We start from the raw sequence: 25,805 nt of genomic DNA, 5'->3' as shown, positions 1-25,805 counted from the left end.
ATGACCCAATTGATTCGCGTCGAAGACCTGCGCGTGGTGGCCTGCGGTGAGCACGGCGAGGTAGAAATCGTCAAAGGCGTGAGCTTTGCCCTGGAAAAAGGCGAAGTGCTGGCGTTGATCGGTGAGTCCGGCTCGGGCAAGACCACCATCGCCCTGGCCTTGCTCGGCTATGCACGGCGCGGCTGTCGTTTGTCTGGCGGGGTGGTGCAGGTCGGTGAACACGACATGCTCGCCTTGAGCGAAAAACAGCTGCAGGGCCTGCGCGGCAATCGCGTGTCCTATATCGCCCAAAGCGCCGCAGCGGCTTTCAACCCGGCCAAAAAGCTCATCGACCAAGTGGTGGAAGGCGCATTGATCCATGGCCTCGGCACCCGGGTCGAGCTGGAAGCCAAGGCCATCGGCTTGTTCCGCGACCTGGCCCTGCCCAATCCCGAACGCATTGGCCGGCGCTACCCGCACCAAGTCTCCGGCGGGCAACTGCAGCGGGTGATGGCAGCGATGGCGCTGATCAGCGACCCGGTGCTGGTGGTGCTCGACGAGCCGACCACGGCGCTGGACGTGACCACCCAGATCGACGTGCTGCGCGCCTTCAAACGCGTGGTGCGCGAGCGCGGCGCCACGGCCGTTTACGTGTCCCATGACTTGGCGGTGGTCGCGCAAATGGCCGACCAGATCGTAGTGCTCAATGGCGGGCAGATTCTCGAGCAAAGCGCCACGGCGCCGCTGCTCAAGGCGCCGACCCACGAGTACACCCGCAGCCTGCTGGCTGCTGCGCGGCCAGACACCACCATTCGCCCGCCCAGCGGGATTGCCGAAGACGTGCCACTGCTGACCATCAGCGGCCTCACCGCCGGTTACGGCAACAAAAACATGCACGGCATGCCGTCGATTCGGGTGCTCGAAGACATCGATCTCACGGTGCGCCGTGGCCAGGCCATCGGCGTGATCGGCGAGTCGGGCTCCGGGAAGTCCACGTTGGCGCGGGTGGTGGCCGGGCTGTTGACTCCGGCCCTCGGCGGCCTGACCTTCGACGGGCAACCCTTGGGCGGCAGCCTCGCCGAGCGTAGCCCGGAGCAGTTTCGCCGTATCCAGATGGTGTTCCAGAACGCCGACACCGCGCTCAACCCGATGCACAGCGTGGCGGCCATCCTCAGCCGCCCGCTGAAGATGTATTTCGGCCTCAAGGGCGCTGCCTTGACGGCGCGCGTCGGTGAGTTGCTGGACTTGGTGCGCCTGCCGCGTTCCCTCGCCGAACGTCGTCCCAACGAGCTGTCCGGCGGGCAAAAGCAGCGGGTCAACCTGGCCCGCGCGCTGGCGGCCAAGCCCGACCTGATCCTGTGCGATGAAGTCACCTCGGCCCTCGACACGGTGGTGGGCGCGGCGATCCTCGAACTGCTGCGCGACCTGCGCCAGCAACTGGGGGTGTCGTACCTGTTTATCAGCCATGACATCTCCACCGTGCGTGCGTTGTGCGATGACATTGTGGTGATGTACAGCGGCCACAAGGTGCAGGCCGGCAACCGCCAGTCGTTTGCCGAGCCACCGTTCCACCCCTACACCGACCTGCTGATTCACTCGGTGCCCGAATTGCGTCAGGGCTGGCTGGAAACCTGCGACACCGCGTGCGAAACGCTGCCGGTGATTGGCGAGCGGGCCAACGTGCCGGAACTGTGCACCTTCCTCAATCGCTGCCCGGTACGCGTCGACGGCCTGTGCAACCGTACTGCGCCAAGTCGCCGAGCCCTCGACAACGGCGGTGAAATCCTTTGCCACCACGACAGCGCCCAGTTGCTGAATACCCAGCGGGGCGTCATCACCACCAGCTTGGGAGCCTATGCATGAAGGGGCGTTTTGTGAGGTTGGCCGAACAGGGCCGGCCGACGGTCAGCCTGACCGTGGATGGTGCAGCCATCGAGGCCTTGCAGGGCGACACCCTGATGGTCGCGCTGTTGACCCAGGGCAACGCGCTGCGCCAGTCGGAATTCGACAGCGGGCGCCGCGCCGGTTTCTGCCTGATGGGCGCGTGCCAGGACTGCTGGGTATGGACCCGCAGCGGCGAACGCCTGCGTGCCTGCTCCAATGAAGTCCGTGACGGGCTGGACATCGTTACCACACAACCGGAGGCGACATGGCCACTGCACGGGTAGTTATTGTGGGCGCTGGACCTGCCGGGGTGCGCTGCGCCGAAACCCTGTTGGCGGCGGGTATCAAGCCGATCCTGATTGATGAAAACCGCCGCGACGGTGGGCAGATCTACCGCCGTCAGCCCGACGGCTTCACCCGGGACTACACCACCCTGTACGGCAGCGAAGCCGCCAAGGCCCAGGACCTGCACCAGAGTTTCGATCGCCTGCGCGGTGCCATTGACTACTGCCCCGACACCCTGGTGTGGAACCTGACGCCGGGGCAACTGTGCTGCGTGAGCCAGGGCCGCCATACCACCGTGGAGTATGACGCGCTGATCCTGTGCACCGGCGCCACCGACCGCTTGATGCCCATCGAGGGCTGGCAACTGGCGGGCACCTACAGCCTGGGCGGGGCGCAGATCGCTTTGAAAAACCAGGCCGTGTCCATCGGCCATCGCGTGGTGTTCATGGGCAGCGGGCCGTTGCTGTATCTGGTCGCCAGCCAATACGTCAAGGCCGGCGCCGAAGTGGCTGCGGTGCTCGATACGTCTCCCTTTAGCCTGCGCCTGAAGGCCCTGCCCAAACTGCTGGCGAGGCCGGGCTTGCTGTTTACCGGGATCAAGCTGCTGGCCCAACTGTACCGCGCCAAGGTGGCGGTGCACTTGGGGATCAAGCCGCTGCAAGTCATGGGCGACGCGGCCAATGGTGTGATGGGCGTGCGGTTCACCACGGGCAGTGGGCGGGTGGCTACGGTGCAGGCCGATGCCGTTGCGCTGGGCTATCACCTGCGACCGGAAACCCAGTTGGGCGACCTGGCTGGCTGCGCCATGGCGTTCGACCACGCCTCCAGCCAATGGTGGTTGGCCACCGACGACGCCGGGCGCACCTCGGTGAAAGGCGTGTATGCGGCCGGTGACGGTTCGAAGATTCGCGGCGCCGATGCCGCCGAGCATGCCGGGCGCCTGGTGGCGTTGGCGCTGCTCGAAGATCTGCAGCAACCGGTGAACGCCGCGCTGCGTGAGGAGCAACAGCAGGCCTTGGCGGTGATGGATCAGTTTCGCCTTGGCCTGGCCCAGGCGTTCCCCTGGCCCAGCGAACAGGCCAAGGCCCTGCCGGACAGCGCCATCGTGTGCCGCTGCGAGATGATCAGCGCCGGCGAGTTGCGCCGCACGGTGAAAGAGAAGGGCGCCTGCGAGGTCAATCGCGCCAAGGCGTTCAGCCGCGTGGGCATGGGCCGTTGCCAGGGGCGTTATTGCTCCCAGGCCGGGGCTGAAGTGATCGCCGCCGCTGCCGGTGTGCGGGTCCAGGAGGTCGGTCGCCAGCGCGGCCAGGCGCCGGTCAAACCCTTGTCGATGCTGATTACCGAGGAGGTATCGCCATGAGCGTTCAAAAAGCCGATGTGGTGATTGTCGGCGGTGGTGTGATGGGCTCGGCGACCGCGTTTTTTCTGCGTCGTCGCGGGCATTCAGTGATCCTGCTGGAGCGCGACCAGATCGGCCAGTACGCCAGTGGCGTGAACTTTGGCAATGTGCGGCGGCAAGGGCGCTTCCTTGGTCAACTGGCCCTGGCCAACCGCTCCTGGGCGCTGTGGAAGCGCCTGCCGGAACTGATCGATGACGACCTGGAGTTCATCCCCAGCGGCCACATGCGTGTATGTTACCGCGAAGATGAAATCGCCGAGCTGGAAGCCTATGCGGCCGCGCCGGAAGCTGAACAGCTGGACCTGAAGATTTATCGCGGTGCCGAGCTGCATCGACGTTTCGGCTTCCTCGGCCCCGACGTCAAGGGCGGCTCCTATGCGCCTCACGATGGCCACGCCAACCCGCGTCTGGCCGCGCCGGCGTTTGCTCGCGCCGCGCGGCGCCTGGGGGCGCAGATTGAAGAGCGCACTGAAGTCGCCGAGGTGCAGAAGGTCGGCGCTGACTTTCAGATCACCACCACCGATGGGCGCCAGTTCCACGCCGCGCAACTGTTGATCACCGCCGGCGCCTGGGGCCAGAAACTCTCGGCGCAGTTCGGCGAACCGGTACCGCTGGACACCCACGGCCCGCAAATGGCGGTGACTGAGCCGGTGCCTTATGCGCTGCCGACGGTTATCGGCGTGTACACCAAAATTCCTGAAGAAGTGATCTACTTCCGCCAGATTCCCCGGGGCAATATCGTCATCGGCGGCGGTTACCGCAGCAAGCCGGATATGCTCAACCGCCGCGCCTATGTGGAACCGCGCAGCATCCTCAACCAGGTCAGCCAGATGCGCCGCCTGCTGCCGGGCGTGGGTAACCTGAATATCATCCGCGTGTGGAGTGGCATCGAAGGCTACCTGCCGGACTCGCTGCCGGTGATGGGCGCCAGTGGCACTGTCGACGGCCTGTTTTATGCGTTCGGTTTTTGCGGCCACGGCTTCCAGCTCGGCCCGGGCGTCGGTGATGTGATGGCCGAACTGCTGAGCACCGGGAGCACCAGTACCCCGATCGAACCGTTTTCCATCACCCGCTTCGCCCCACCTGCCGAGCAACGGAGCCAGGCCTCATGAAACCCCGCGTTCTCGAGATTCTCAAACAACTGATGGCCTTCGACACCGTGTCGTCGGAATCCAACCTGGCCCTGATCGACTACGTGCGTGACCTGCTGCTGACCAAAGGCATCGAGTCGCTGATCGTCAAAGACCAGAGCGGCAAGAAGGCCAACCTGTTCGCCAGCACCGGGCCAAAGGAGCGGCCCGGTGTCTTGTTGTCCGGGCACACCGACGTGGTGCCGGCGGCGGGGCAGGCCTGGACCTTTCCCGCCTTCGCCGCCACCGTGCAGGATGGGCGTATCTATGGACGCGGCAGTTGCGACATGAAGGGCTTTATCGCCCTGGCCATCGACGCGATGCTGGATGCCGCCGACCACAGCCTGAACCGCCCGCTGCAACTGGCGCTGTCCCATGACGAAGAGATCGGTTGCGTCGGTGTGCGCCGCTTGCTCGACGTGCTGCACCTGGCGCCGGTGCGGCCGTTTCTGTGCGTGATCGGTGAGCCGACCAATATGCAGTTCGTGCTGGGCCACAAGGGCAAGGGCTCTTACCGCACGTATTGCCGGGGCCAGGAGGCCCATTCGTCCCTGGCGCCACGCTCGGTCAATGCGATTCATGTGGCGTGCGACTTTATCGCTGCCCTGCGCGAGAGCCAGCAGCAACTGCAACACCACGGCGCACAGGACAGCGACTACGACGTGCCCTACAGCACCGTGCATGTGGGGCAGATCGTCGGCGGCAAGGCGCTGAATATCGTGCCCAACCTGTGCACCCTGGATTTTGAAGTACGCAACCTGCCGGCCGACGATCTGGACCAGTTCCTGGAGCAGATGCGCGAGCGCGCTGAAGTGATCGTGCGCGAGGCACAGAAGTTGTCCAGCGTGGCGGCCATCGAGATCGAGACCATCAACGTGTATCCCGGCCTCGACACGCACCCAAGCGTCGAGGCGGTGCGCTTTCTCAAGCAATTCGCCGCGCCGGGCACCGGCACCTCCAAGGTTTCGTTCGGCACCGAGGGCGGCCTGTTCAAGCAGCGCCTGGACGTACCGGTGGTGGTGTGCGGGCCGGGTTCCATCGAGCAGGCGCACAAGCCCGACGAGTTTATCGAGATCAGCCAGATGGACGCCGGCGAGCGCTTTTTGCAAGGCTTGCTCGGTTCGCTGACGGCCTAGCAGAGCCTGCCGTCCTGGGGTGAATTTCAGCACGGCACGCTGCTTAACGCGTGCTTTCGGCATCCTCGTTTGCGGCACCTCCCTAGACTGGAGCGTGTCTCGGATCAGGACTCGACCATGCTCAAGAATCGCTTGCAAGACCCCAGCCTGCTGGCTGAACTCGCCTATGTGGATGGCCAGTGGATCGCTGCTGACAGTGGCGCCACCCTGGACATCCGCGACCCCGCTACCGGCCACTTGCTCGCTCAAGTTCCGGCGATGGACGCGGTGGATMCCCGCCGCGCCATTGAAGCCGCCGAACGTGCCTGGCCCGCCTGGCGTGCACGCCCGGCCGCCGAGCGTGCGGCGCTGCTGGAGCGCTGGTACCAGGCGATGATCGACAACCTTGATGACCTGGCGCTGATCATGACCAGCGAACAGGGCAAGCCGCTGAACGAAGCCCGCGGCGAAGTGCGCTACGGTGCCGGTTTCGTCAAATGGTTCGCCGAGGAAGCCCGCCGGGTCTACGGCGAAACCATGCCCGCGCCCAGTGGCGACCGACGCCTGCTGACCCTCAAGCAACCCGTGGGCGTGTGCGCCGCCATTACCCCGTGGAATTTCCCCAACGCGATGATCACCCGCAAATGTGCGCCTGCGCTGGCCGCCGGGTGCCCGATCATCGTCAAGCCGTCGGACCTCACGCCACTGTCGGCCCTGGCCCTGGCGGTGCTGGCCGAGCGCGTCGGCATTCCGGCCGGGGTGTTCAATGTGATCACCGGCTTGCCCGCCGGCATTGGCCAAGAGCTGACCGGCAACCCGGCGGTGCGCAAGATTTCCTTCACCGGCTCCACCGCCGTCGGCCGCCTGCTGATGCGCCAGAGCGCCGAGCACATCAAGCGCCTGAGCCTGGAACTGGGGGGCAATGCGCCCTTTATCGTCTTCGACGACGCCGACCTGGAACAGGCGGTGGCCGGGGTGATGCTCAGCAAGTTTCGCAACGCCGGGCAAACCTGCGTGTGTGCCAACCGCATCCTGGTACAGGCCGGTATCTACGCGCGTTTCGCCGCGCGCCTGGTGGAGGAGGTGAGCAAGCTCAAGGTCGGTAACGGCCTGGAGGAAGGCGTGACCATCGGCCCGCTGATCAACCCGGCGGCGGTGAACAAGGTCGCACGGCATATTGACGATGCCCTGAGCCAGGGCGCGAAGTTGTTGTGTGGCGCGATCCCCTCGGGTGACAGCCAGTTTGTGCAGCCCACGGTGCTGGGTGACACCCACGCCGGCATGTTGCTGGCCAATGAAGAAACCTTCGGCCCGGTGGCACCGCTGATGCGCTTTACGGATGAAGCCGAGGCGCTGGCCCTGGCCAATGCCACGCCGTATGGCCTGGGCGCCTACTATTTCACCCAGGACCTGCAGCGCTCGTGGCGTTTTGGCGAAGCGTTGGAGTTCGGCATGGTCGGGCTCAACACTGGGATCATCTCCATGGAAGTGGCGCCGTTTGGCGGTATCAAACAATCGGGCCTGGGGCGCGAGGGCAGCAAGTACGGCCTGGACGAATACCTTGAAGTCAAAGCCTTCCATATCGGCGGCTTGAACTGAATTTTTGCGAGGCACGCACCATGAGCAAGGCATTCAGAATCGCCGCGATTGCCGGCGATGGCATTGGCAAGGAAGTGTTGCCCGAAGGGCTGCGGGTACTGGAACAGGCCGCCAGGATCTGGGACCTGAACCTGAGCATCGAAGTGCTCGACTGGGCCCATTGCGATTACTACCTGGAACACGGGCAGATGATGCCCGAGGACTGGTTCGAGCAGCTCAAGGGGTTTGATGCGATCTACTTTGGCGCCGTGGGGTGGCCGGACAAAGTCCCGGACCATATTTCCCTGTGGGGTTCGTTGCTCAAGTTTCGCCGCGACTTCGACCAGTACGTGAATATCCGCCCGGTGCGGCTGTTTCCCGGGGTGCCGTGCCCACTGGCCGGACGCGAGCCTGGGGACATCGACTTTGTGGTGATTCGCGAGAACACCGAGGGCGAATACTCCTCGGTGGGCGGCAAGATGTTCGAGGGCACCGAACATGAGTTCGTGCTGCAGGAGTCGGTATTCACCCGGCGCGGCGTCGACCGCATCCTCAAGTTCGCCTTCGACCTGGCCCAGTCCCGCCCGCGCAAGAAGCTCACGGCGGCGACCAAGTCCAACGGCATTTCCATCAGCATGCCCTACTGGGATGAGCGCACCGCATTGATGGCCGCCAACTACCCCGAAGTGAGTTGGGACAAGCAGCACATCGACATATTGTGCGCGCGGTTTGTGCTGCAACCGGACCGGTTTGATGTGGTGGTGGCTTCGAACCTGTTCGGCGATATCCTCTCCGACCTCGGGCCGGCGTGTGCCGGGACAATCGGTATTGCGCCGTCGGCCAACCTCGACCCCGAGCGGCGTTTTCCGTCGTTGTTCGAGCCGGTGCACGGTTCGGCACCGGATATTTACGGGCAGAACATTGCGAATCCCATAGCGATGATCTGGTCGGGGGCGTTGATGCTGGATTTCCTTGGCAACGGCGATGAGCGTTATCGGGCGGCCCATGACGGAATCTTGCAGGCGATTGAGTCGGTGATTGCCGAGGCCGTGGTGACGCCGGATCTGGGCGGGAAGGGCTCTACTCAGGATGTCGGGCTGGCGATTGCCCAAAGGCTCCCGATTTAAAGCGCGCACGGTCAAAAAAAGTGGGAGCGGGCTTGCTCGCGAATGCAGTGGTTCAGTTGAAATATCTTTGGCTGACACCCTGCATTCAGTTGGCCTGGCGCGGGGCACGGTGTCGCCGAGTTTGAACAGTTTTGTGCGGTGGCTGGAGGAGCGCGGCCTGGCACTCACACCGTAGCAGCTGTCGAGCTTTAGCGAGGCTGCGATGACGTCGGCACAGTCGACATTGATGTTGCCTGACCCACCGCCATCGCGGCCTCGCTAAGGCTCGACGGCTCCCACATTTGATCTTTGTCAGGCACCAAATTGCAGGGTGCCAGCTTGGCCATCAGTGCGTCGGTGCCTAATTGCATCAGTCACACAGGTTTTCTGTGGGAGCTGTCGAGCTTAAGCGAGGCTGCGATGACGTCGGCACAATCGACATTGATGTTGCCTGACCCACCGCTATCGCGGCCTCGCTAAAGCTCGACGGCTCCCACATTTGATCTTTGTCAGCCGCCAAATTGCAGGGTGCCAGCTTGGCCATCAGCGCGCCGGCGCCTGATTGCATCGGTTACACAGGTTTTCTGTGGGAGCTGTCGAGCTTAAGCGAGGCTGCGATGACGTCGGCACAGTCGACATTGATGGTGGCTGACCCACCGCTATCGCGGCCTCGCTAAGGCTCGACGACTCCCACATCAAGTCAGGTGCTCCCACATTTGGATCTGCATACATCAATAACCCTTGCCCCGATCCACCTCACCCAGCATCGGCTCGCCGCGCTCATACCGCCGGATATTCTCCAGCAACCCCCCAAACGCACTCGCCGGTTGGGTCATCGCCGCGATATGTGGCGTCAGCATAATCTGCGGGTGATCCCAGAATGGATGATCCGCCGGCGCAGGTTCCTCCTGCAGCACATCCAGCACTGCACCGCTCAGTTGCCCACTGCCCAATGCCTCCAGCAAGTCTTCTTCCACCAGATGCCCGCCACGCCCCATGTTGATCAGCGCCGCCCCATGCGGCAATTGCGCAAACAGCTCCCGGTCGAGAATGCCTTGGGTCTGCTCGGTCAACGGCAGCACACACAACAGAATGTCGCACTGGCTGAGGAACGTCGGCAGTTGTTGTTCGCCGGCGTAGCAGTCCACGCCTGCCAACTGATAAGCACTGCGGGCCCAGCCCGACAGCGCAAACCCCAACGGCGCCAACGTCGCCAGAATCTGCTGGGCCTGGGTGCCCAGGCCCATCACGCCAACCCTGCGATTCACGGCCGGCTGTAACAGGTGCGCCTGCCAGCAACGCGCCACTTGCTGTTGGCGATAGCGCAACATATCGCGGTGCAGGCTCAGCACCGCCCAACTGGCGTATTCGCACATGCCGCGGGTGATGCCCGGGTCGAGCAAGCGCACCACGGGCAGGTCGGGCGGCAGGCGGGAGAGGTCCAGTTGGTCGACCCCGGCCGACAAGGCAAACAGCACTTTCAGGTTGGGCAGTAATTGCATGAGGTTGTCGGGCGCCTGCCAGGCGGCCAGGTAGTCCACGTCTTCGGCATTGCCGATGTCGGGCCAGGCGCGCCATTCGATCTGCGGCGCGTGTTCGGCGAACAGTGCCTGCCAATGTTGGCCGCGCACCGGGTCAGCTTTGTAGAGCAAGGCCATGGGCATTTCCTGCAGGGTTCGGGTAGTCATCATCATCCCCCAAGCCCGGCGCAGGATCTGTTGAAAGGCGGGGGCAAAACAGTCGATCCGAATTTCTCACGGGCTAAGTTCGGCGTAGTTGGTTGCCCGCACGCCGTACTCTGAACAGCATCGCAACCACTTTCCGGTTGCCGCATTCACGATGGGAACTGCCATGAATAGCAAGGTCGACGAAACCCCTCATTTGCTGCGTCAGCGCGATCAGTTCGTGCCCCGTGGCCTGGTGACCGCTCACCCGCTGGTGATCGACCGTGCCCAGGGCGCCGAGTTGTGGGACGTGGATGGCAAGCGTTACCTGGACTTCGTCGGCGGGATCGGCGTGCTGAACATCGGGCATAACCATCCCAAAGTGGTGGCTGCGGTGCAGGCCCAGTTGCAGAAGGTCTCCCACGCCTGCTTCCAGGTGGTGGCCTACCAGCCTTACCTCGACTTGGCACAGCGGCTGTGTGAAATGGTCGGCGGACAGGAAGCCTATAAGGCTGCGTTTTTCACCTCCGGCGCCGAGGCCGTGGAAAATGCGGTGAAGATTGCCCGTGCCCACACCAATCGTTCGGCGGTGATCGCCTTTCGGGGCGGCTTCCATGGTCGAACCTTGCTTGGCACCACGCTCACCGGCATGAGCCAACCCTACAAACAGAACTTCGGGCCGTTTGCGCCGGAGGTGTTCCACACGCCGTATCCGAATGCTTATCGCGGGGTGACCAGCGAGATGGCACTCAAAGCCCTGGATGAACTGCTGGCGACCCAAGTGGCGCCGGAGAGGATCGCGGCAATCATCATCGAGCCGGTGCAGGGCGACGGTGGCTTCCTCACGGCGCCTGCGGAGTTTCTCCAGGCGCTGCGTGCGTTGGCTGACAAGCACGGCATTGTGTTGATCCTGGATGAGATCCAGACCGGTTTCGGCCGTACCGGTACCTGGTTCGGCTTCCAACACGCCGGCATCCAGCCGGACCTGGTCACGGTGGCCAAGAGCCTGGCCGGCGGCTTGCCATTGTCCGGTGTGGTCGGCAAGGCGCACATCATGGATGCGCCGTTGCCCGGCGGCCTGGGCGGCACCTACGGCGGCAATGCGTTGGCGTGCGCGGCGGCACTGGCGGTGATCAGCGCGTTCGAGCAGGAACAATTGCTCGAACGCGGCCAACGGCTGGGCGAACGCCTGCGCCAGGGCCTGCTCGGTTTGCAGGCGCGCTACCCACGTATCGGCGATGTACGCGGCACCGGCTTCATGTTGGCAATCGAACTGATCCAGGATGACCCGGCGCGCACCCCGGACGCCGACCTCAACCAACGGCTGATCGATGAGGCCCGCGCCGGCGGGTTGCTGGTGATCAAATGCGGCGTGTATCGCAACGTATTGCGCTTTCTCGCGCCGTTGGTGACGACCGAGGCCCAGGTCGACGAAGCCTTGCAGATACTCGACGGCGCCTTGGCACGGGTCTTGAACTGAGCCTGTGCTTGTTCAGGGTGAACCGCATCATTGGAGACTTGACCCCACATGGGACTGACAGATTATCGAGCGTTGCTGATCGATTGCGATGAAGTGCTGGTGGACCGCGACTCGGGTGTGTTGGCCGCCTTGCAGCCGCTGCTCGACAGCCGTGGCGGGCACCCGTCCAGGGAGCAAGTGCTGGCCGAGTACAACACGGTGGTCGCCAATCTCTACCCGCGCTTCGCCGAGTTGGGCTTCAGTGGCGTGCTGTGTTTCGCCCATCGCCAACTCGCCGAGCGCTGGGGGCTCCACGCCAGTTGGGAGGAGGGCATGAGCTTTGCCCGCAGCGCCGGCAGTTGGGCGCTGTTCGAGGATGCGCCGGGGGCTATGCTGTACCTGCGCAAGTTCTATCGTTTACGGGTGCGTGGCGACCGTGACGCGGAGGATCGTGGCGTGTTGTGTGAGCGGCTGGGTATTGCACCGGAAGATTTCATTTCCCTGGCCGATGACCTGCAATGGCTCAGCGAACAAGCGGAGGATGTGCAACCCGTGCTGCATGTGACACGACCGTCGGTCGCGGCGCACGGGGTGTTCGACCGCTGCCTGATCGGCCGCCAACGGCCCCGGCAGCCTTCGCCGTGCGCGGCGGAGTACTGCATCAGCAGCATGGCGGATCTGGTGGCTCAGCATCAGCTGTCTTTACGGCGCTGATTTTGCTAGAAGATTGTCTTACAAACGGCAGTCAAGAGGTACGTAATGGAAGGGCAAGTGAAGCTGGACCGGATCGATATCAGTATTCTGGTTGAACTGCAAAAGGACGGCCGGATGACCAATGTCAGCCTCGCCGACGCCGTGGGCCTGTCTGCCAGCCCGTGTTTGCAACGGGTCAAGCGGTTGGAGTCGGCGGGGTATATTTCCAGCTACAAGGCGCACTTGAACCTGGCCAAGATTACCGATTCGGTCACGGTGTTCACCGAGATCACCCTCAGCGACCATAAGCGCGAAGACTTCGCCAAGTTCGAATCCAATATCCGCCTGGTAGACGAAGTGCTCGAATGCCACCTGATCAGCGGTGGTTACGACTACCTGGTGCGCTTCATGACCCGCAGCATCCAGCATTACCAGGAAGTGGTGGAGAGCCTGCTGGACAAGAACATTGGCATCTCCAAGTACTTCAGCTATATCGTCATCAAATCGCCCGTGCTCAAGGACGGCGTACCCCTGCGCAAACTGCTGCGCCACTGAATCTTTCGGTGATGGGCTCGGCGGCCGAGGTTACGACTAACCCCAGCCGCCGATGCTTGATCAGTGCAGGCTTAGTAGCGCATTTCCACCGCCACATAAGCCCCAATCCCATCCCCCGGATACAACGACGCCGTATCCTGCCCCTTCGCGTCATACAGCGGCTGCACCGCCGTCACGTACTTCTGATTGGTCAGGTTTTTCACATCCAGCGAGACCTTCCAGTCCTTGCTCGGCGTTTCATACCCCACGTTCGCCCCAAAGATGGTGTAGGAGGGCGCATAGAAGCTGTTGGCATAGTCCACCGCCGTACGCGAGGCCGACTGCACATTCACCCCGGTATAGAAGCCCGCCGGGTGCTGATACTGCACCTCGCCCTGATAGATATGCTTCGGAATCCCCGGCAGTTGGTTGTCGCCGAAGGTCGGGTCGTGCCGGTAGTAGAAGTCGTTGTAGGTATACACCTGGCGCAGGGTGACTTTTTCACCCGAGGTGTTTTCCCACAGGCGCGTATTCAGGCCGGCCTCGATGCCTTGGTGGATCGTCGGTGTGGCGTTGAATGCACCGGTGATTGCAACTGCGGTGGATGTCGCCGGAATGATCTGCACGTTGAGCAATTCATTTTTCACCCACGAACGGTAAAGCGCCAGGCTGCCGTCGAAGATGCCCGATGAACCCTTGATCCCGACTTCCACGGTATTGGCTTTCTGCTCAACCAGCGGCCTTACGTACGGCGAGGTCGGCCCGGAGCCGGAGTATTCCCACGACGCCGGTGGGTCGACGGAGCGGCTGACGTTGGCGAACACTTGCAGTTGCGGGGTGAACTCGTAACGCACGCCGACCCGCGGTGCCAGGCTCCAGTTGTCGTAGGTCACATCGCTCGGGTAAGTGGTGGTGTTGGCCACCTGGGCTTCCTTGACGTCGGCATGGCGGCGTACGTTGATCGCCGAGACGCCGCTGGTCAGCCACAGGCCGTCCACCAGTTCCAGGTCGTTGCCCACGGAGAATACGTGATCGAACGATGAGCTGTAGTCGACGAACTTGCGGGTCTGTTTGTTGGCGAAGGTGGAGTCGACCTGGCCCTTGAGGTGTTCGGTGGAGGTGAAGGCCAGGCTGGAGCGGCTTTCGTGGCCGAACAGGGTGTCGCGGCGGTCGTAGTTGATCACCGCGCTCAGGTCATGCCAGTCCCAGTAGCTGGGGTTGCTCGGGCTGTTCGGGCTGTTGTTGTGGGCGTACTGGTAGTAGACGAAACCCACTGACAGGGTGGCGTCGTCCTCAAAGGTGTAGGTGGTCTTGCTGCCCAGCCATACGCTGCCGGGGCGACGGCTGCCGGCGCCGCTGCTTTCGGCGGTGGCACTGGCGCGGTCGGAGTGGTGCTTCACCGCATCCAGGGTGGTGGCGCTCGGGTCGTTGTGGAACTCGTCGCGGTAACGCAGCATCACCCGGGTTTCGAGTTGCGGGCTGAAGCGGTAGCCAAAGTTCGCCACTACGCCCTGGCTTTTCGACAGGCTGTAATCGCGGTAGCCATCGCTGCGGAAGTTGTCGGCATTCAGGTAGTAATCGAACGCGCCCTCGACGCCGCCGACGCTCAGGCTTTGCTTGTTGTAGCCGTAACTCCCGGTTTCCGCGCGCACCCGCAGCCCGGGCGCGGTGTAGCCAGTCTGGTTGACGAAGTTGATGGCGCCGCCAAGGCTCAGCGCGCCGTACTGGAAGGCGTTGGCACCGCGCAGGATCTCGGTGTAGTTCACCCCCGAGCCGTTGAGGAATTCGTAGGGTGTGCCGCCCGGGCCGGTGATCGGCAGGCCATCGAACAGGAACTTGATGCCCTCACGGAAATACCCCGGCGAGGTGTTGGCCCCCGAGCCACGGATGGAAATCTTGGCCGCGTCATTGCCACCGGTGGACTGCACGAATACACCCGGCTGATAGGCGAGGGTGTCCTGCAAGGTGGCGGTCCGTCCCTTGGCCACCTGCTCGCTGTCGACCACGCTGGTGCCGCCGGGCACCTCGGACAACTGACTCTTTGCCGCCTCAACGGGCGTGATTTTTTGTGCCTCTACCGTCACGGTCTTTAGCCGTGTACCGGTTGTCGGTGTGACCTCATCATCTGCCTGTGCGCTGGCGGAAAAGACCAGGGCCGAGCCCAGTCCAAACATCGCCAGCCAAGTTGCTTGCCGCACGGCAAGTGTCAACTTTTGCAACTCTCCCCGAAAGATTGGATCCATTAAGCGTGTTCCTTGTGAATAGATAAAGATAGCCCCAGCTTTCTATTCGAATAGTCATGCCTGTTTCGCTCTGAGCAGTTTCTATGCCAACGCTATTTGCCAAGGATTACGGGTGCTTAGTGGGAGGTAAGTGTTCTGCGGGATACTTTGTTTTGAATCACTGTTTGATTTTCAACAGTCAACTTTATTGGCCGGATTTACGGCAACTGTCGCGGACGCAACAGTTGATAAGCAGTGTGTAAGGCAGCCAACAACTCAAGGTCGTATAACGGGTATAACCATATAAGTGTTTGACAGGGTTGCGCCAGTTTTGTAAGGGTTTCGCGCTTGTTTTGTAGTCAGAATGGCGTTTCTGAAAGACTGGCATGCTCACTGCATTACACCCTGTAGTTGCAAACTTTCGGTGTTTATCGAGTTCCTCTAAGGAAGCATCATTGACAACCATTCTGAAACTGTCGGCGGTTATTTTACTGTCCCTGGCTATAAATGCCTGTTCACCTGCTGCGGCACCACAACATAAAACTTCGGCGGCCGATGGCGTCGTCACTAATGGTGTGGTGACTTATTCAGCGACGGACTTCTATGAGCCGTCACCGGGTCGCAGCGGTGGAACTTTGCGAGTATCCGCCGCCTCCGACGCCGGCAGTTTCGATGTTCACGCCTTATCCAATGGCAACATCCAATGGATGGGCCGAATTCTCTACGACTGCCTGGTGTATCAGGACGAGCAGGGCAATATCAGCCCATGGCTGGCCCGCTCCTGGGACATTTCCGAGGACGGCAAGACCTACACCTTTCACCTGCGCGATGACGTGACCTTCAGCGACGGCGAGAAATTCAACGCCCAGGCGCTGCAAACCAACCTGGAGCACATGCGCGATCCGGCGACCAAGTCCCCGCTCGCTGCGGCCTACATCGCGCCATACCTGGGCGGCAAGGTCATCGACGACTACACCTTCGAAGCCCACTTGCGCGAACCCTACACGCCATTCCTGGATGTGCTGGCGCAGTCCTGGCTGAGCATGATCTCGCCAAAACAGATCCACGAAGCGCCCAAGACCATTGCCGAACATCCCATCGGCAGCGGCCCGTTCCTGTTGCAGAGCTACACCCGTGACCAGGGCGCGGTGTTCATCAAGCGCCCCGGCTATAACTGGGCGCCACCGGTGACGCGGCACAAGGGCGAGGCCTACCTGGACCGTATCGAGTTGAGCTACGTCCCCGAAGCCATGATCCGCTTCACGGCGCTGGAGTCCGGCCAGTCGGATTTCGCCCTCGACGCGCCGGCCCAGAACGCCGCCGCGATCCGCGCTAACCCGGACCTGGTGATGCGTAGCCGGATTCGCAAAGGCAACCCGAGCCGCAGCATGACCTTCAACGTTGAACAGCCACCGTTTGACGATGTACGCGTGCGCCGCGCAGTCGCCAAGGCCATCGACCGCGAAGGGCTGGCATGGATTTCAGGCTTCGGCGAATACATCGCCAAGGCGGATTTCCTGGCGGCCAACACCCGGTTTTATCAACCCAACAACGACGCCTTGGCCTACGACGTCAAAGCCGCCAATGCGCTGCTGGACGACGCCGGCTGGACCGGGCGCGACGCCCAGGGTTATCGAACCAAGGACGGGCAGCGCCTCAAGGCAACGATGCTGTCCTATGACAACCCGGCGTTTCCCGCCAGTGTCTCGGTGGCCATCCAGGCCGACCTGAAAAAAGTCGGCTTCGAGATGCCCATCGAAATGCTGCCGCTGACCCGCGTGACCGAGAAACGCTACGCCGGTAAGTTCCAGGCGCTGGCCGGCGGTTACTGGCACACCAACACGCCCGACGGCCTGTTTGTGCTCTATCACAGCCAAGCCATCAGCACCGACAAGATGATCGGCCAGAACGTCGGGCGCTTCCGCGATGCCGAGCTGGATCGGGTACTCAGCGCCGCCCGCCAGTCCCGCGACCCGGTTGAGTTGCAGGCGCTCTACGGCGAAGCGCAAAAGCGCCTGACCGAAACGGTCCCGGCGGTGCCTTCGGTGGAAAGCCAGGTGCTCACCGCGTATGGCCGGCAAGTCCAGGGCGTGATTTTTGATACCTCCCACAACGTACCGTTCTTCACCAGCATCTGGCTGGACCGGGGGCAACCATGAGCCTGTTCAAATCCATCGCCTGGCGCCTGCTGGCGGGCATTGGCGTGCTGTGGGGCGCGGCGACGCTGACCTTTCTCGCCGTCAACTTCAGCGGCGGCGACACGGCGCTGGCGATCCTTGGCGGCCCAGACTCGATGCCCACACCGGAGCTGCTGGCCCGGGTGCGTGCCGAGTACGGCCTGGACCAACCGCTGCTCGTGCAATACGGCAATTACCTGGTACGCCTGGCCCATGGTGACCTCGGCGAGTCCTACCGCCTGCGCATCCCGGTGCAGCAGGCGATTGCCGAGCAGATCGGCGCAACCATTCAACTGTCCCTGAGCGCGGCACTGCTGGCGGTGGTGTTGGCCCTTGTGTGCGCGATCCTCACCGCCAACCGTTCGCGTTGGGTGCGCTCAGTCGTTTCCGGCAGCGAGCTGGTGCTGTCGTCAGCGCCGTCCTTTGTGATCGGCATGCTGTTGTTGCTGGTGTTTTCGTTTCATTGGCACTGGTTGCCGCCGTCCGGTTCCGTGGGCTGGCGTTCGTTGATCCTGCCCTCGATTGCGCTGGCGTTGCCGGTAGCCGCGGTGCTGACCCAACTGCTGCGCCAGTCCCTGGAAGACACGCTCGAACAGCCCTTTATCGCCATGGCCCGCGCACGCGGCCTGTCCGAAACCGCTGTGCGCCTGCGCCATGCCTTGCGTCACGCGCTGGTGCCGTTGGTGACCCTGGCCGGGTTCGTGTTCGCGAGCCTGCTGGGCGGCGCGGTGGTGGTGGAATTGCTGTTTGCACGCCAGGGCATCGGGCGCTTGATGCTCGATGCCACCAGCAACAAAGACGTGCCGATGGTGCTGGGGGTGACCCTGCTCGCAGCCACGGTGTACGTGCTGGTGAACCTGGCCGTCGATTTGATCAACCGCTGGATTGACCCCCGGGCCAATCAAGCGTGAGTGTCTTTGAAGAAGGAAAAACCATGAGTGCTTCGATCCCCGCTGCGGTGAGTTATGCCGACTTGCAACAGCGTTTCGCCGACGTATTTACACGGATAGCCGACACCGCCGTTGCCCGCGAGCAGCAACGCGAGCTGGCCCATGATGCGGTGGCGTGGCTGCGGGAGGCCGGCTTCGGTGCCCTGCGCGTGCCCCTGGCCCAGGGCGGCCTGGGGGCGAGTTTGCCGCAGTTGTTTCGCCTGTTGATTGAACTGGGGGAGGCTGATTCAAACCTGCCGCAGATCGTGCGCGCGCATTTCGGTTTCGTCGAAGGCCGGCTTTCCAGCCGCGACAGCGAGTCCCAGGATTACTGGTTCGCCAAAGTCGTCGACGGCGAGCTGTGGGGCGCCGCCATGGCCGAGCGCACCGACACCACCCGCAACTCGGTGACCCTCAGCGCAGTCGACTCCGGCTGGCAACTGGACGGCGAGAAGTACTACTGCACCGGCACGCTGTACGCCAACTGGATCGCCGCCGTCGCCCTGGATGGCGAGGATTTTGTCAGCCTCGCGGTACGTACCGACGCGCCGGGTGTCACCGTCGAGGATGACTGGGATGGCTTTGGCCAGCGCCTCACCGGCAGCGGTACCACGCGATTCAAGGCGGTCGACGTACCGGCGCAGCACATCGTGCGGCGCTTCAAGAAAGACGAACTGCGCGCCGAGTCCTACCTGAGCGCGTTCTACCAGTTGTTCCACCTGGCGACCCTGGCCGGCATCGCCAACGCCGTGCTGCGCGACGCCACCGAATTCGTCAAAGGCCGCACCCGCGCGTTTGGCGTGCCGGGGCAATCGAGCCCCAAGGATGATCCGCTGGTGCAGCGGGTGATCGGTCGCCTGTCGAGCCTGGCCTATGCCGCCCGCACCCAGGTGCTGGCTGTCGCCGAGGTGCTGCAAGAGGTGCACGAAGCGGAGCAGGGCGGCTACGCCAACGAACAGCATTACACCGAGGCTGAGATCCGCGCCTTTCAGGCCCAACAGATCGTGCTGGAACAAGTGCTGGAGGCCACCACGCTGCTGTTCGAAGTCGGCGGCGCCTCCGCCACCAGTGAGTCGCGACGTTTCGACCGGCATTGGCGCAACGCGCGAACCCTGGCCTCCCATAACCCGGCGATCTTTCGCGAACGAGCCCTGGGCAATTACTACCTCAACGACATCACCCCGAATGCCGCCTGGCGCAGCCTGCAAGCCGCCGACGCCGAGCAGCAGGCCGCCCGCGACGAAGCGAGTGCGGTATGAGCCTTCAACCCTTGAATAAAAAAGGATCACCCATGCGTTACCGCCAATTGGGCAACAGCGACATTCAAGTCAGTGTACTGGGCCTCGGCACCATGACCTGGGGCCACCAGAACACCGAAACCGATGCCCATCAGCAGATTGATTTGGCGCTGGCCGAAGGCATCAACTTCATCGACACCGCCGAGATGTACCCCACGCCCACCAAGGCTGAAACCTGGCGCACCACCGAGCGCTATATTGGCAGTTGGCTGGCGGCCAGTGGTCGCCGGGACGAGGTGATCCTGGCGAGCAAAATCGCCGGCCCGGCCCGTGACCCCAGCAGCCAGCAGCACATCCGCGACGGCCTCAGCCACCACGACCGGCGCAACATCGTCGAAGCCCTGGACGGCAGCCTCAAACGCCTGAACACCGACTACCTCGACCTCTACCAGCTGCACTGGCCCGACCGCACCACCAACATCTTCGGCCAGCGCGAATACCCCTATCAGGCAGACAGCCAGAACGTGGCCATCGAGGAAACCCTGGCGGTGCTGGCCGATCAGGTGAAGGCCGGCAAGGTGCGCCACATCGGCGTTTCCAACGAAACTCCATGGGGCGTGGCCGAGTTTCTCAAGCAAAGCGAACGCCTCGGCCTGCCGCGAATTGCCAGCGTGCAAAACCCCTACAGCCTGCTGAATCGCCTGTACGAGGGCGGCCTCTCGGAGTTCACCCACCGCGAAGGCGTCGGCCTGCTGGCGTACTCGCCGCTGGCCTTCGGTGCGCTCACCGGCAAATACCTGGGCGGCGCACGTCCCGAGGGTTCGCGGCTGTCGGCGGTGTACCGCACCTTCAACCGCTATGACAGTGCCTCGGCCCAGGAGGCCATCACCGGCTACTTGGAAATTGCCCGGCAGCACGGCCTGACGCCGGCCCAGTTGGCCCTGGCCTTCATCATCGACAAACCCTTCGTCACCAGCGCGCTCACCGGGCAAACCAGCCTGGCGCAATTGCGCGACAACCTCGGCGCGCTGGACGTGAGCCTCAGCGACGAGATCAAGGCGCAGGTCCAGGCCATCCACCAGCGCATTCCCAACCCTGCGCCCTAGAACGAGGAGCCTGGCATGACGCAGACCATTGATACGTTGAGCGGCATTCGCCCGTTGCGTCTTGCCGGGCTGACCCGGCTGCGGCCGGGCCTATTGCTCGCCGGGGTGTTTGTTGCCCTGCTGCTGTTGGCCGCCGTTGTTCCGCAATGGCTAGCGCCCTATGACCCGCTGGAAGCGTCGGCGCGCCTGGCGTTCCAGGCGCCGAGCAACGTGTATTGGCTGGGCACCGATGAGAACGGGCGCGACGTGCTCAGCCGGTTGATTTATGGCGTGCGCTCGTCGCTGTTCATGGGCATCGCCGCTACGGCGCTGGGACTGGCCTGGGGCACCTTGCTCGGGTTGATCGCCGGGCTCGGTCCGCGTTGGCTGGATGGCGCCTTGATGCGCGGTATCGACGTGTTGCTGTCGTTTCCCGACCTGTTGTTGGCGCTGGTGATCATCACTTTTTTCGGCCAGGGCACGGCCAACTTGATACTCGCGATTGGTATCGCTGGCGTGCCGCGTTATGCGCGGCTGGTGCGGGCGCAAACCCTGAATGTGCGTAATGCCGGCTACGTCGAATCCGCCGTCACCCTCGGCCAATCCCATCTGGCGGTCGTGCTGCGGCACATCCTGCCGAATGCCTTCAAGCCGGTGCTGATCCTCGCCACCATCGGCGTCGGCGGCGCGATCACCGCCGGCGCCGCCTTGAGTTTCCTCGGCTTCGGCGCACCGCCGCCCGCGCCGGAGTGGGGCGGGATGATGTCCATCGGGCGCAGCTTCCTGGCCAACGCGCCGTGGCTGGTGGCCTGGCCCGCCCTGATCATCACCCTGACCGTTGTCTCCATCAGTGCCATCGGCCGCGAACTCTTGCGCCGCAGCGAAGGAAAGCCCCTATGACGATGAACATCCATACCCTCGGCCCGCTGGTCGACATCCGCGACCTGACAGTACGTTTCGGCCAGGCCGAGCCGGTGTTGCACGGCGTCAGTCTGCAGTTGCATCGCGGTGAATGCCTGGCGCTGGTAGGGGAGTCGGGGTCCGGCAAAAGCGTCACCGCCCGCACCCTGGCCGGCCTTACGGGCAAGGACGCTCATGTCCAGGCCGCCAAGCTGGCCTTCCAGGGCGTCGACCTGCGCCAGCTCAACGAACGGGCCTGGCAGCAACTGCGCGGTGCGAGCATCGGCTTTGTGATGCAGGACGCCCTCGGCGCGCTGGACCCGCTGCGCCGCGTCGGTGCCGAGATTGAAGAACCGTTGCACCTGCACACCGCATTGGGCCTGGAAGCCCGCCGCTTGCGGGTGCTGGAACTGCTGCGGGATGTCGGCGTGCCGGAACCGGAACTGCGCGCGAGCCAATACCCGTGGCAGCTCTCCGGCGGTTTGCGCCAGCGTGCGCTGATCGCCTCCGCCATTGCCTGCAATCCACGGCTGATCATCGCCGATGAGCCCACCACGGCACTGGACGCCACGGTGCAGGCCCAGGTCATCGCGCTGCTGGAAAGCCTGCGGGGTGAAGATAATGCGCTGCTGATGGTCAGCCATGACCTGTCGGTGGTCTCGCGCCTGGCGGACCGCGTGGCGGTGATGCGCCACGGGGTGATCGTGGAGGAGGGCAGCACCGAGCAGGTCCTGCAAGACCCGCGTCATCCGTATACGCAACTGCTGCTGCGGGCGGCCAAGGCCGTGCACTTCCAGCCCACACGCCGGTTGCTTACGGCAGTTGAACTGGAGCCTGCTCCCGAAGGCGAGGTGCTGCTCGAAGCGCGTGATCTCTCCAAAACCTTTGTCGGCCCCGACGGCAAAACCCGCACGGTGCTGAACCAGGTGTCGTTGCAGCTGCGCCGCGGCGAAACCCTGGGGGTAGTGGGTGAATCGGGCTGCGGCAAGACCACCTTGACCCGCCTGATACTTGGCCTGGAAACCGCCGATGCCGGCGAGGTATGGATCAAGGGCCAGCGCTGGTCCGACCTCGACACCCGGCAAAAACGCGAAGCCCGGCGTGTGGTGCAAGTGGTGTTCCAGGACCCCCTCAGCTCCTTCGACCCGCGCTACACCGTGCAGCGTGTGCTGTTCGAAGCGCTGGTGGTGGCCGGCGTTCCTCGTCACATACGACGCGACCGTGCCTTGGAACTGCTGGAACTGGTGCGCCTCGATGCCAGCGCCTTGTCCCGCCGGCCCATCGAACTCTCCGGCGGCCAACGCCAGCGCATTGCGATTGCCCGGGCGTTGGCTTCCGAGCCACAAATCCTTATCTGCGATGAACCGGTCTCGGCGCTGGACGTGTCGGTACAGGCACAGATTCTGGAGCTGCTCGACGACCTCAAGCGCCGCCTTGGCCTGGCCTGCCTGTTCATCTCCCACGACCTGGGGGTGATCAACCACGTCAGCGAGCGCGTGCTGGTGATGAAGGCCGGCGAAGTGGTGGAGTCCGGCTCGGTACGCGCCGTGTTCGACCGCCCGGCCCACGCCTATACCCGCGCGCTGATCGACGCGATCCCGACCCTTGAAACCGACTACGCGCCAGTCCCGTTCTACCTGAACGTAGCGATCTGACGTATTGGAAAACGTATCTACGAAAGGAGTGCTCCAGGTGCCCAAGCAACTGCACGTGAATTTGTTTGAGATGAACTGCGTCAGTCACATCGTCCATGGTTTGTGGGTGCACCCGGACAACAACCGGCACCGCTTCAACGACCTCGACTACTGGACCGAGCTGGCGCAGTTGCTGGAATACGGCACTTTTGACGGTGTGTTCCTGGCCGATGTGATCGGCACCTACGACCGTTTTCGCGATGGCCCTGAAACCTCGTTGCGTGAAGGCATGCAGATCCCCAGCAACGACCCGCTGCTGGTGATTCCGGCGATGGCGGGGGTGACTAAAAACCTCGGTTTTGGCGCGACTTTTTCCACCACTTACGAACCGCCGTTCGCCTTCGCCCGCCGCATGAGCACCCTCGATCACCTGACCAAGGGCCGGGTGGGCTGGAACATCGTCACCTCGTACTTGCCGAATGCGGCGCGCAACTTCGGGCACGACACAGAGGTGGTCCACGATCACCGTTACGAGATCGCCGACGAATATCTGGACGTGTTGTACAAACTCTGGGAGGGATCCTGGGACGACGACGCGGTGATTGTCGACCGCGAGCGCCGGATCTACACCGACCCGGACAAGGTGCGCTACATCAACCATGTGGGGGAGCACTTCAAGGTTGCCGGTCCGCACTTGTGCCAGCCTTCGCGGCAACGTACGCCGGTGTTGTTTCAGGCCACCGGGTCACCGGCGGGCATCGAGTTTGCCGGGCGGCATGCTGAAGTGGTGTTTACCGGGGGCAATGATGCGCCGGCGGTGCGGGCGAATATCCAGGCGATGCGGCAGAAGGCGGTTGAGCATGATCGCGATCCGGCGGGGTTGAAGTTTATTGTGATGGCCGGGGTGATCGTTGGGCGTACCGATGAGGAGGTGAGTGCCAAGCTCGACAGTTATCGCAAGCTGGTGAGTGTTGAGGCGTCGTTGGCTCATGGGCAGTCGGCGATCGATTTGACGGCGTATCCGCGGGATACCTTGATCAGTGATCTGGTGAGTCGTCAGGTCAAGGGGTGGGAGAGTTTGAGCCGGTATAGGTTGGATTCCACGGTGGGCGCGGTGTTGGCCCAGCTTGGCGGCTTCAACCGTGAGCGTTTTTTCGTTGCCGGTACACCTACGGTGGTGGCGGATGCGATTGAGAAATGGCTGGATGAGGATGGGATCGACGGGATTAACCTGAGGCAGTATCTGTCGTTCGAAACGGCGCGGGATTTTATTGAATTGGTGGTGCCGGAGTTGCGTCGTCGTGGGCGGTTTCGTGAGCGGTACAACGAGGGGGAGACGCTGCGGGAGCGGTTGTTTGGGGTTGGGCGGGCGCGGTTGCCGGGGGACCATTTTGGAGCGCGTTATCGGGATCCGGCGGCGTTGCTGAAGCCGGCTTTGCCGTTGCGGTTTCCTGCGTGAGTGGTGTGCCTGAGGGGGTTCTGTATTTCAGGGCTGCCAGGGTGGAGGATGCGCCGCGGTTGGCGCACATTCATTTGCAGACCTGGCAGGCTGCGTACCGGGAGATTTTGTCCGAGCGTTTTCTTGCTGACCTGAACAGCGGTGTGTCGCAGCGCACGGCGTTTCTGGCCCAGGCCATAGCCGGTAGCACGTCGTCGGTGTGGGTGGTGGAGTTGGACGGGGAGCTTGTGGCGTGGGCGTCGTTTGGTAGCAGTCGGGATGTGGATGCATCGTCGATTACCGGGGAATTGCGGGCGCTCAATCTGTTGCCCGGCATTTGGGGGCAGGGGATTGGCACGCAGCTTTGGGGGCGGGTTCGGGAGCAGTTGATCGAAGCCGGTTTCATCAGTGCGACCGTTTGGGTGGTGCAGGGGAATCGGCGCGCTCTGGGTTTCTACCAGGCGCTTGGGTTTGTGGCTGAACCGCAGACTGAAAAGACCGTGGTGGAACATGATGAGCCGTTGCCGTTGGTGCGATATCGGGTGCCTTTGGTGGGTTCTGTGGAATGAGGTTTGAGTACATATCCGTTGCTGCGGTAACGGCCACTTAGGGTTCCGCTCTTACAGCGGGTCACTTTTGAAAAGCGCAAAAGTAACCAAAACGCTCTGCCCCGCCTGTCGGCACCTCGCCTAGGCTCGGTGTTCCCTCACTCCGGCATTGCTCCGCGGGCCGCCGCGACGGGCCATCCATGGCCCGGCGCGGCTAAACCGGCGTCCTGCCGGTTTACCCGCTCCGCACTGCCTGCGTTCGGCCTCGGGCTGAATGGGGCAGTCAGATCAAAATCAAAAGCACAGCGGCCTACCGGCCGGCTTGAGTGTGGTGAAGCAGAGGCAAGATCCAGAGCGAAAGCAGAGCTGCTTTTCTGTGGGAGCGGGCTTGCTCGCGAAAAACCTGAGAACGCCGCGTTGAATCAGGATGCCATCGTCATCGTTAACGACCTTCGCGAGCAAGCCCGCTCCCACATTTGGACCGTGCCCGCTTTAGCTTCTGATCTTGCTGTTGCTGTTGCTTCACCACACTCAAGCCGGCCGGTAGGCCGCTGTGCTCTTGATCTGCTGTTGATCTTGATCTTAGGCGCCCCGTTAAACCACGCTGGCCGAACGCAGGCTTTGGAGCGTGGGTAACCCGGCAGGACGCCGGGTTAGCCGCGCTGGGCCAAGGATGGCCCATCGCGGCGGCCCACGCTCCAAAGCCGGAGTGAGGGCACTCCGAGCCTAGGCGAGGAGCCGAGTGGTGGGGCAAGAGCGTTTTGCTTACTTTTGCGCTTTTCAAAAGTGAGCCGCTGTAAGAGCGGAA

General features: G+C 63.0%; 20 protein-coding genes. 18 read left to right on the top strand and 2 right to left on the bottom strand.

The features are described from left to right. The 7 genes from AU074_RS10040 to AU074_RS10010 all read left to right on the top strand — a co-directional run bounded on the left by AU074_RS10040 (nucleotide 1) and on the right by AU074_RS10010 (nucleotide 8,497). Complete coding sequence (locus AU074_RS10040) at nucleotides 1-1,842, top strand: ABC transporter ATP-binding protein (RefSeq protein ID WP_076014591.1); 1,842 nt, start codon at nucleotides 1-3, stop codon at nucleotides 1,840-1,842. After that, complete coding sequence (locus tag AU074_RS10035) at nucleotides 1,839-2,147, top strand: (2Fe-2S)-binding protein (RefSeq protein WP_076014590.1); 309 nt, start codon at nucleotides 1,839-1,841, stop codon at nucleotides 2,145-2,147. Before AU074_RS10040 ends, AU074_RS10035 begins: the two co-directional genes overlap by 4 nt. Continuing rightward, the gene (locus AU074_RS10030; RefSeq protein ID WP_076014589.1) at nucleotides 2,129-3,508 is read left to right on the top strand and encodes an NAD(P)/FAD-dependent oxidoreductase; all 1,380 of its coding nucleotides are present in this window, start codon (nucleotides 2,129-2,131) and stop codon (nucleotides 3,506-3,508) included. The genes AU074_RS10035 and AU074_RS10030 overlap by 19 nt, the downstream gene beginning before the upstream one ends. Next, a complete protein-coding gene (locus AU074_RS10025; protein ID WP_076014588.1) occupies nucleotides 3,505-4,659 on the top strand; it encodes an FAD-binding oxidoreductase in 1,155 nt (384 codons plus the stop codon). Before AU074_RS10030 ends, AU074_RS10025 begins: the two co-directional genes overlap by 4 nt. Continuing rightward, on the top strand, nucleotides 4,656-5,813 hold the full coding sequence (gene argE, locus AU074_RS10020) for an acetylornithine deacetylase (protein ID WP_076014587.1): 1,158 nt from the start codon (nucleotides 4,656-4,658) through the stop codon (nucleotides 5,811-5,813). The genes AU074_RS10025 and argE overlap by 4 nt, the downstream gene beginning before the upstream one ends. Nucleotides 5,814-5,930: 117 nt before the next feature. After that, a complete protein-coding gene (locus tag AU074_RS10015) occupies nucleotides 5,931-7,391 on the top strand; it encodes an NAD-dependent succinate-semialdehyde dehydrogenase (RefSeq protein ID WP_076014586.1) in 1,461 nt (486 codons plus the stop codon). A 20-nt stretch (nucleotides 7,392-7,411) separates the two neighbouring features. Then, nucleotides 7,412-8,497: a tartrate dehydrogenase gene (locus tag AU074_RS10010; protein ID WP_076014585.1), complete on the top strand. Its 1,086-nt coding sequence runs from the start codon at nucleotides 7,412-7,414 to the stop codon at nucleotides 8,495-8,497. Between the two features lie 710 nt (nucleotides 8,498-9,207). Here the strand turns inward: AU074_RS10010 and AU074_RS10005 are convergent. Then, nucleotides 9,208-10,134 (bottom strand): glyoxylate/hydroxypyruvate reductase A, encoded by a 927-nt coding sequence (locus tag AU074_RS10005; protein ID WP_076014584.1) that lies wholly within the window; start codon nucleotides 10,132-10,134, stop codon nucleotides 9,208-9,210. A 193-nt stretch (nucleotides 10,135-10,327) separates the two neighbouring features. On the opposite strand from AU074_RS10005, the gene gabT reads away from it, so the two are divergent. The 3 genes from gabT to AU074_RS09990 are packed head-to-tail and all read left to right on the top strand — an operon-like array spanning nucleotide 10,328 to nucleotide 12,847. Then, a complete protein-coding gene (gene gabT, locus AU074_RS10000) occupies nucleotides 10,328-11,620 on the top strand; it encodes a 4-aminobutyrate--2-oxoglutarate transaminase (protein WP_076014583.1) in 1,293 nt (430 codons plus the stop codon). A 48-nt stretch (nucleotides 11,621-11,668) separates the two neighbouring features. Beyond that, complete coding sequence (locus AU074_RS09995) at nucleotides 11,669-12,313, top strand: 2-haloalkanoic acid dehalogenase (protein WP_076014582.1); 645 nt, start codon at nucleotides 11,669-11,671, stop codon at nucleotides 12,311-12,313. Between the two features lie 45 nt (nucleotides 12,314-12,358). Beyond that, nucleotides 12,359-12,847 carry an Lrp/AsnC family transcriptional regulator gene (locus AU074_RS09990; protein ID WP_010449292.1) on the top strand — a complete coding sequence of 163 codons (489 nt, stop codon included), beginning with the start codon at nucleotides 12,359-12,361 and terminating at the stop codon, nucleotides 12,845-12,847. 71 nt (nucleotides 12,848-12,918) lie between these two features. On the opposite strand, the gene AU074_RS09985 is transcribed toward AU074_RS09990, so the two are convergent. Beyond that, nucleotides 12,919-15,069 (bottom strand): TonB-dependent receptor, encoded by a 2,151-nt coding sequence (locus AU074_RS09985; protein WP_076014581.1) that lies wholly within the window; start codon nucleotides 15,067-15,069, stop codon nucleotides 12,919-12,921. A 434-nt stretch (nucleotides 15,070-15,503) separates the two neighbouring features. Here AU074_RS09985 and AU074_RS09980 point away from each other — a divergent pair, with 434 nt between their 5' ends. From AU074_RS09980 to AU074_RS09945, 8 genes are read left to right on the top strand one after another with little or no spacing between them, the layout of a single operon-like run. Continuing rightward, nucleotides 15,504-17,207, top strand: a complete 1,704-nt coding sequence (locus AU074_RS09980; RefSeq protein ID WP_076014580.1) for an ABC transporter substrate-binding protein — start codon at nucleotides 15,504-15,506, stop codon at nucleotides 17,205-17,207. Then, nucleotides 17,204-18,136 carry an ABC transporter permease gene (locus AU074_RS09975; protein WP_076014579.1) on the top strand — a complete coding sequence of 311 codons (933 nt, stop codon included), beginning with the start codon at nucleotides 17,204-17,206 and terminating at the stop codon, nucleotides 18,134-18,136. The genes AU074_RS09980 and AU074_RS09975 overlap by 4 nt, the downstream gene beginning before the upstream one ends. A 23-nt stretch (nucleotides 18,137-18,159) precedes the next feature. Next, complete coding sequence (locus tag AU074_RS09970; protein WP_076014578.1) at nucleotides 18,160-19,413, top strand: acyl-CoA dehydrogenase family protein; 1,254 nt, start codon at nucleotides 18,160-18,162, stop codon at nucleotides 19,411-19,413. Between the two features lie 32 nt (nucleotides 19,414-19,445). Further along, nucleotides 19,446-20,498, top strand: a complete 1,053-nt coding sequence (locus AU074_RS09965) for an NADP(H)-dependent aldo-keto reductase (RefSeq protein ID WP_076014577.1) — start codon at nucleotides 19,446-19,448, stop codon at nucleotides 20,496-20,498. A gap of 15 nt (nucleotides 20,499-20,513) precedes the next feature. Next, nucleotides 20,514-21,377 (top strand): ABC transporter permease, encoded by an 864-nt coding sequence (locus AU074_RS09960; protein ID WP_076014576.1) that lies wholly within the window; start codon nucleotides 20,514-20,516, stop codon nucleotides 21,375-21,377. Further along, on the top strand, nucleotides 21,374-23,032 hold the full coding sequence (locus AU074_RS09955; protein WP_076014575.1) for an ABC transporter ATP-binding protein: 1,659 nt from the start codon (nucleotides 21,374-21,376) through the stop codon (nucleotides 23,030-23,032). Before AU074_RS09960 ends, AU074_RS09955 begins: the two co-directional genes overlap by 4 nt. 37 nt (nucleotides 23,033-23,069) lie before the next feature. Further along, nucleotides 23,070-24,470, top strand: coding sequence for an LLM class flavin-dependent oxidoreductase (locus tag AU074_RS09950; protein WP_083676662.1), 1,401 nt, complete (start codon nucleotides 23,070-23,072; stop codon nucleotides 24,468-24,470). A 59-nt stretch (nucleotides 24,471-24,529) separates the two neighbouring features. Continuing rightward, a complete protein-coding gene (locus tag AU074_RS09945) occupies nucleotides 24,530-25,018 on the top strand; it encodes a GNAT family N-acetyltransferase (protein WP_076014574.1) in 489 nt (162 codons plus the stop codon). The last annotated feature ends 787 nt before the right edge of the window (nucleotides 25,019-25,805 follow it).

It is taken from the genome of Pseudomonas sp. ATCC PTA-122608, from assembly GCF_001952855.1.
Classification (GTDB): domain Bacteria; phylum Pseudomonadota; class Gammaproteobacteria; order Pseudomonadales; family Pseudomonadaceae; genus Aquipseudomonas.
This window is presented reverse-complemented; position numbering and strand designations above follow the sequence as displayed.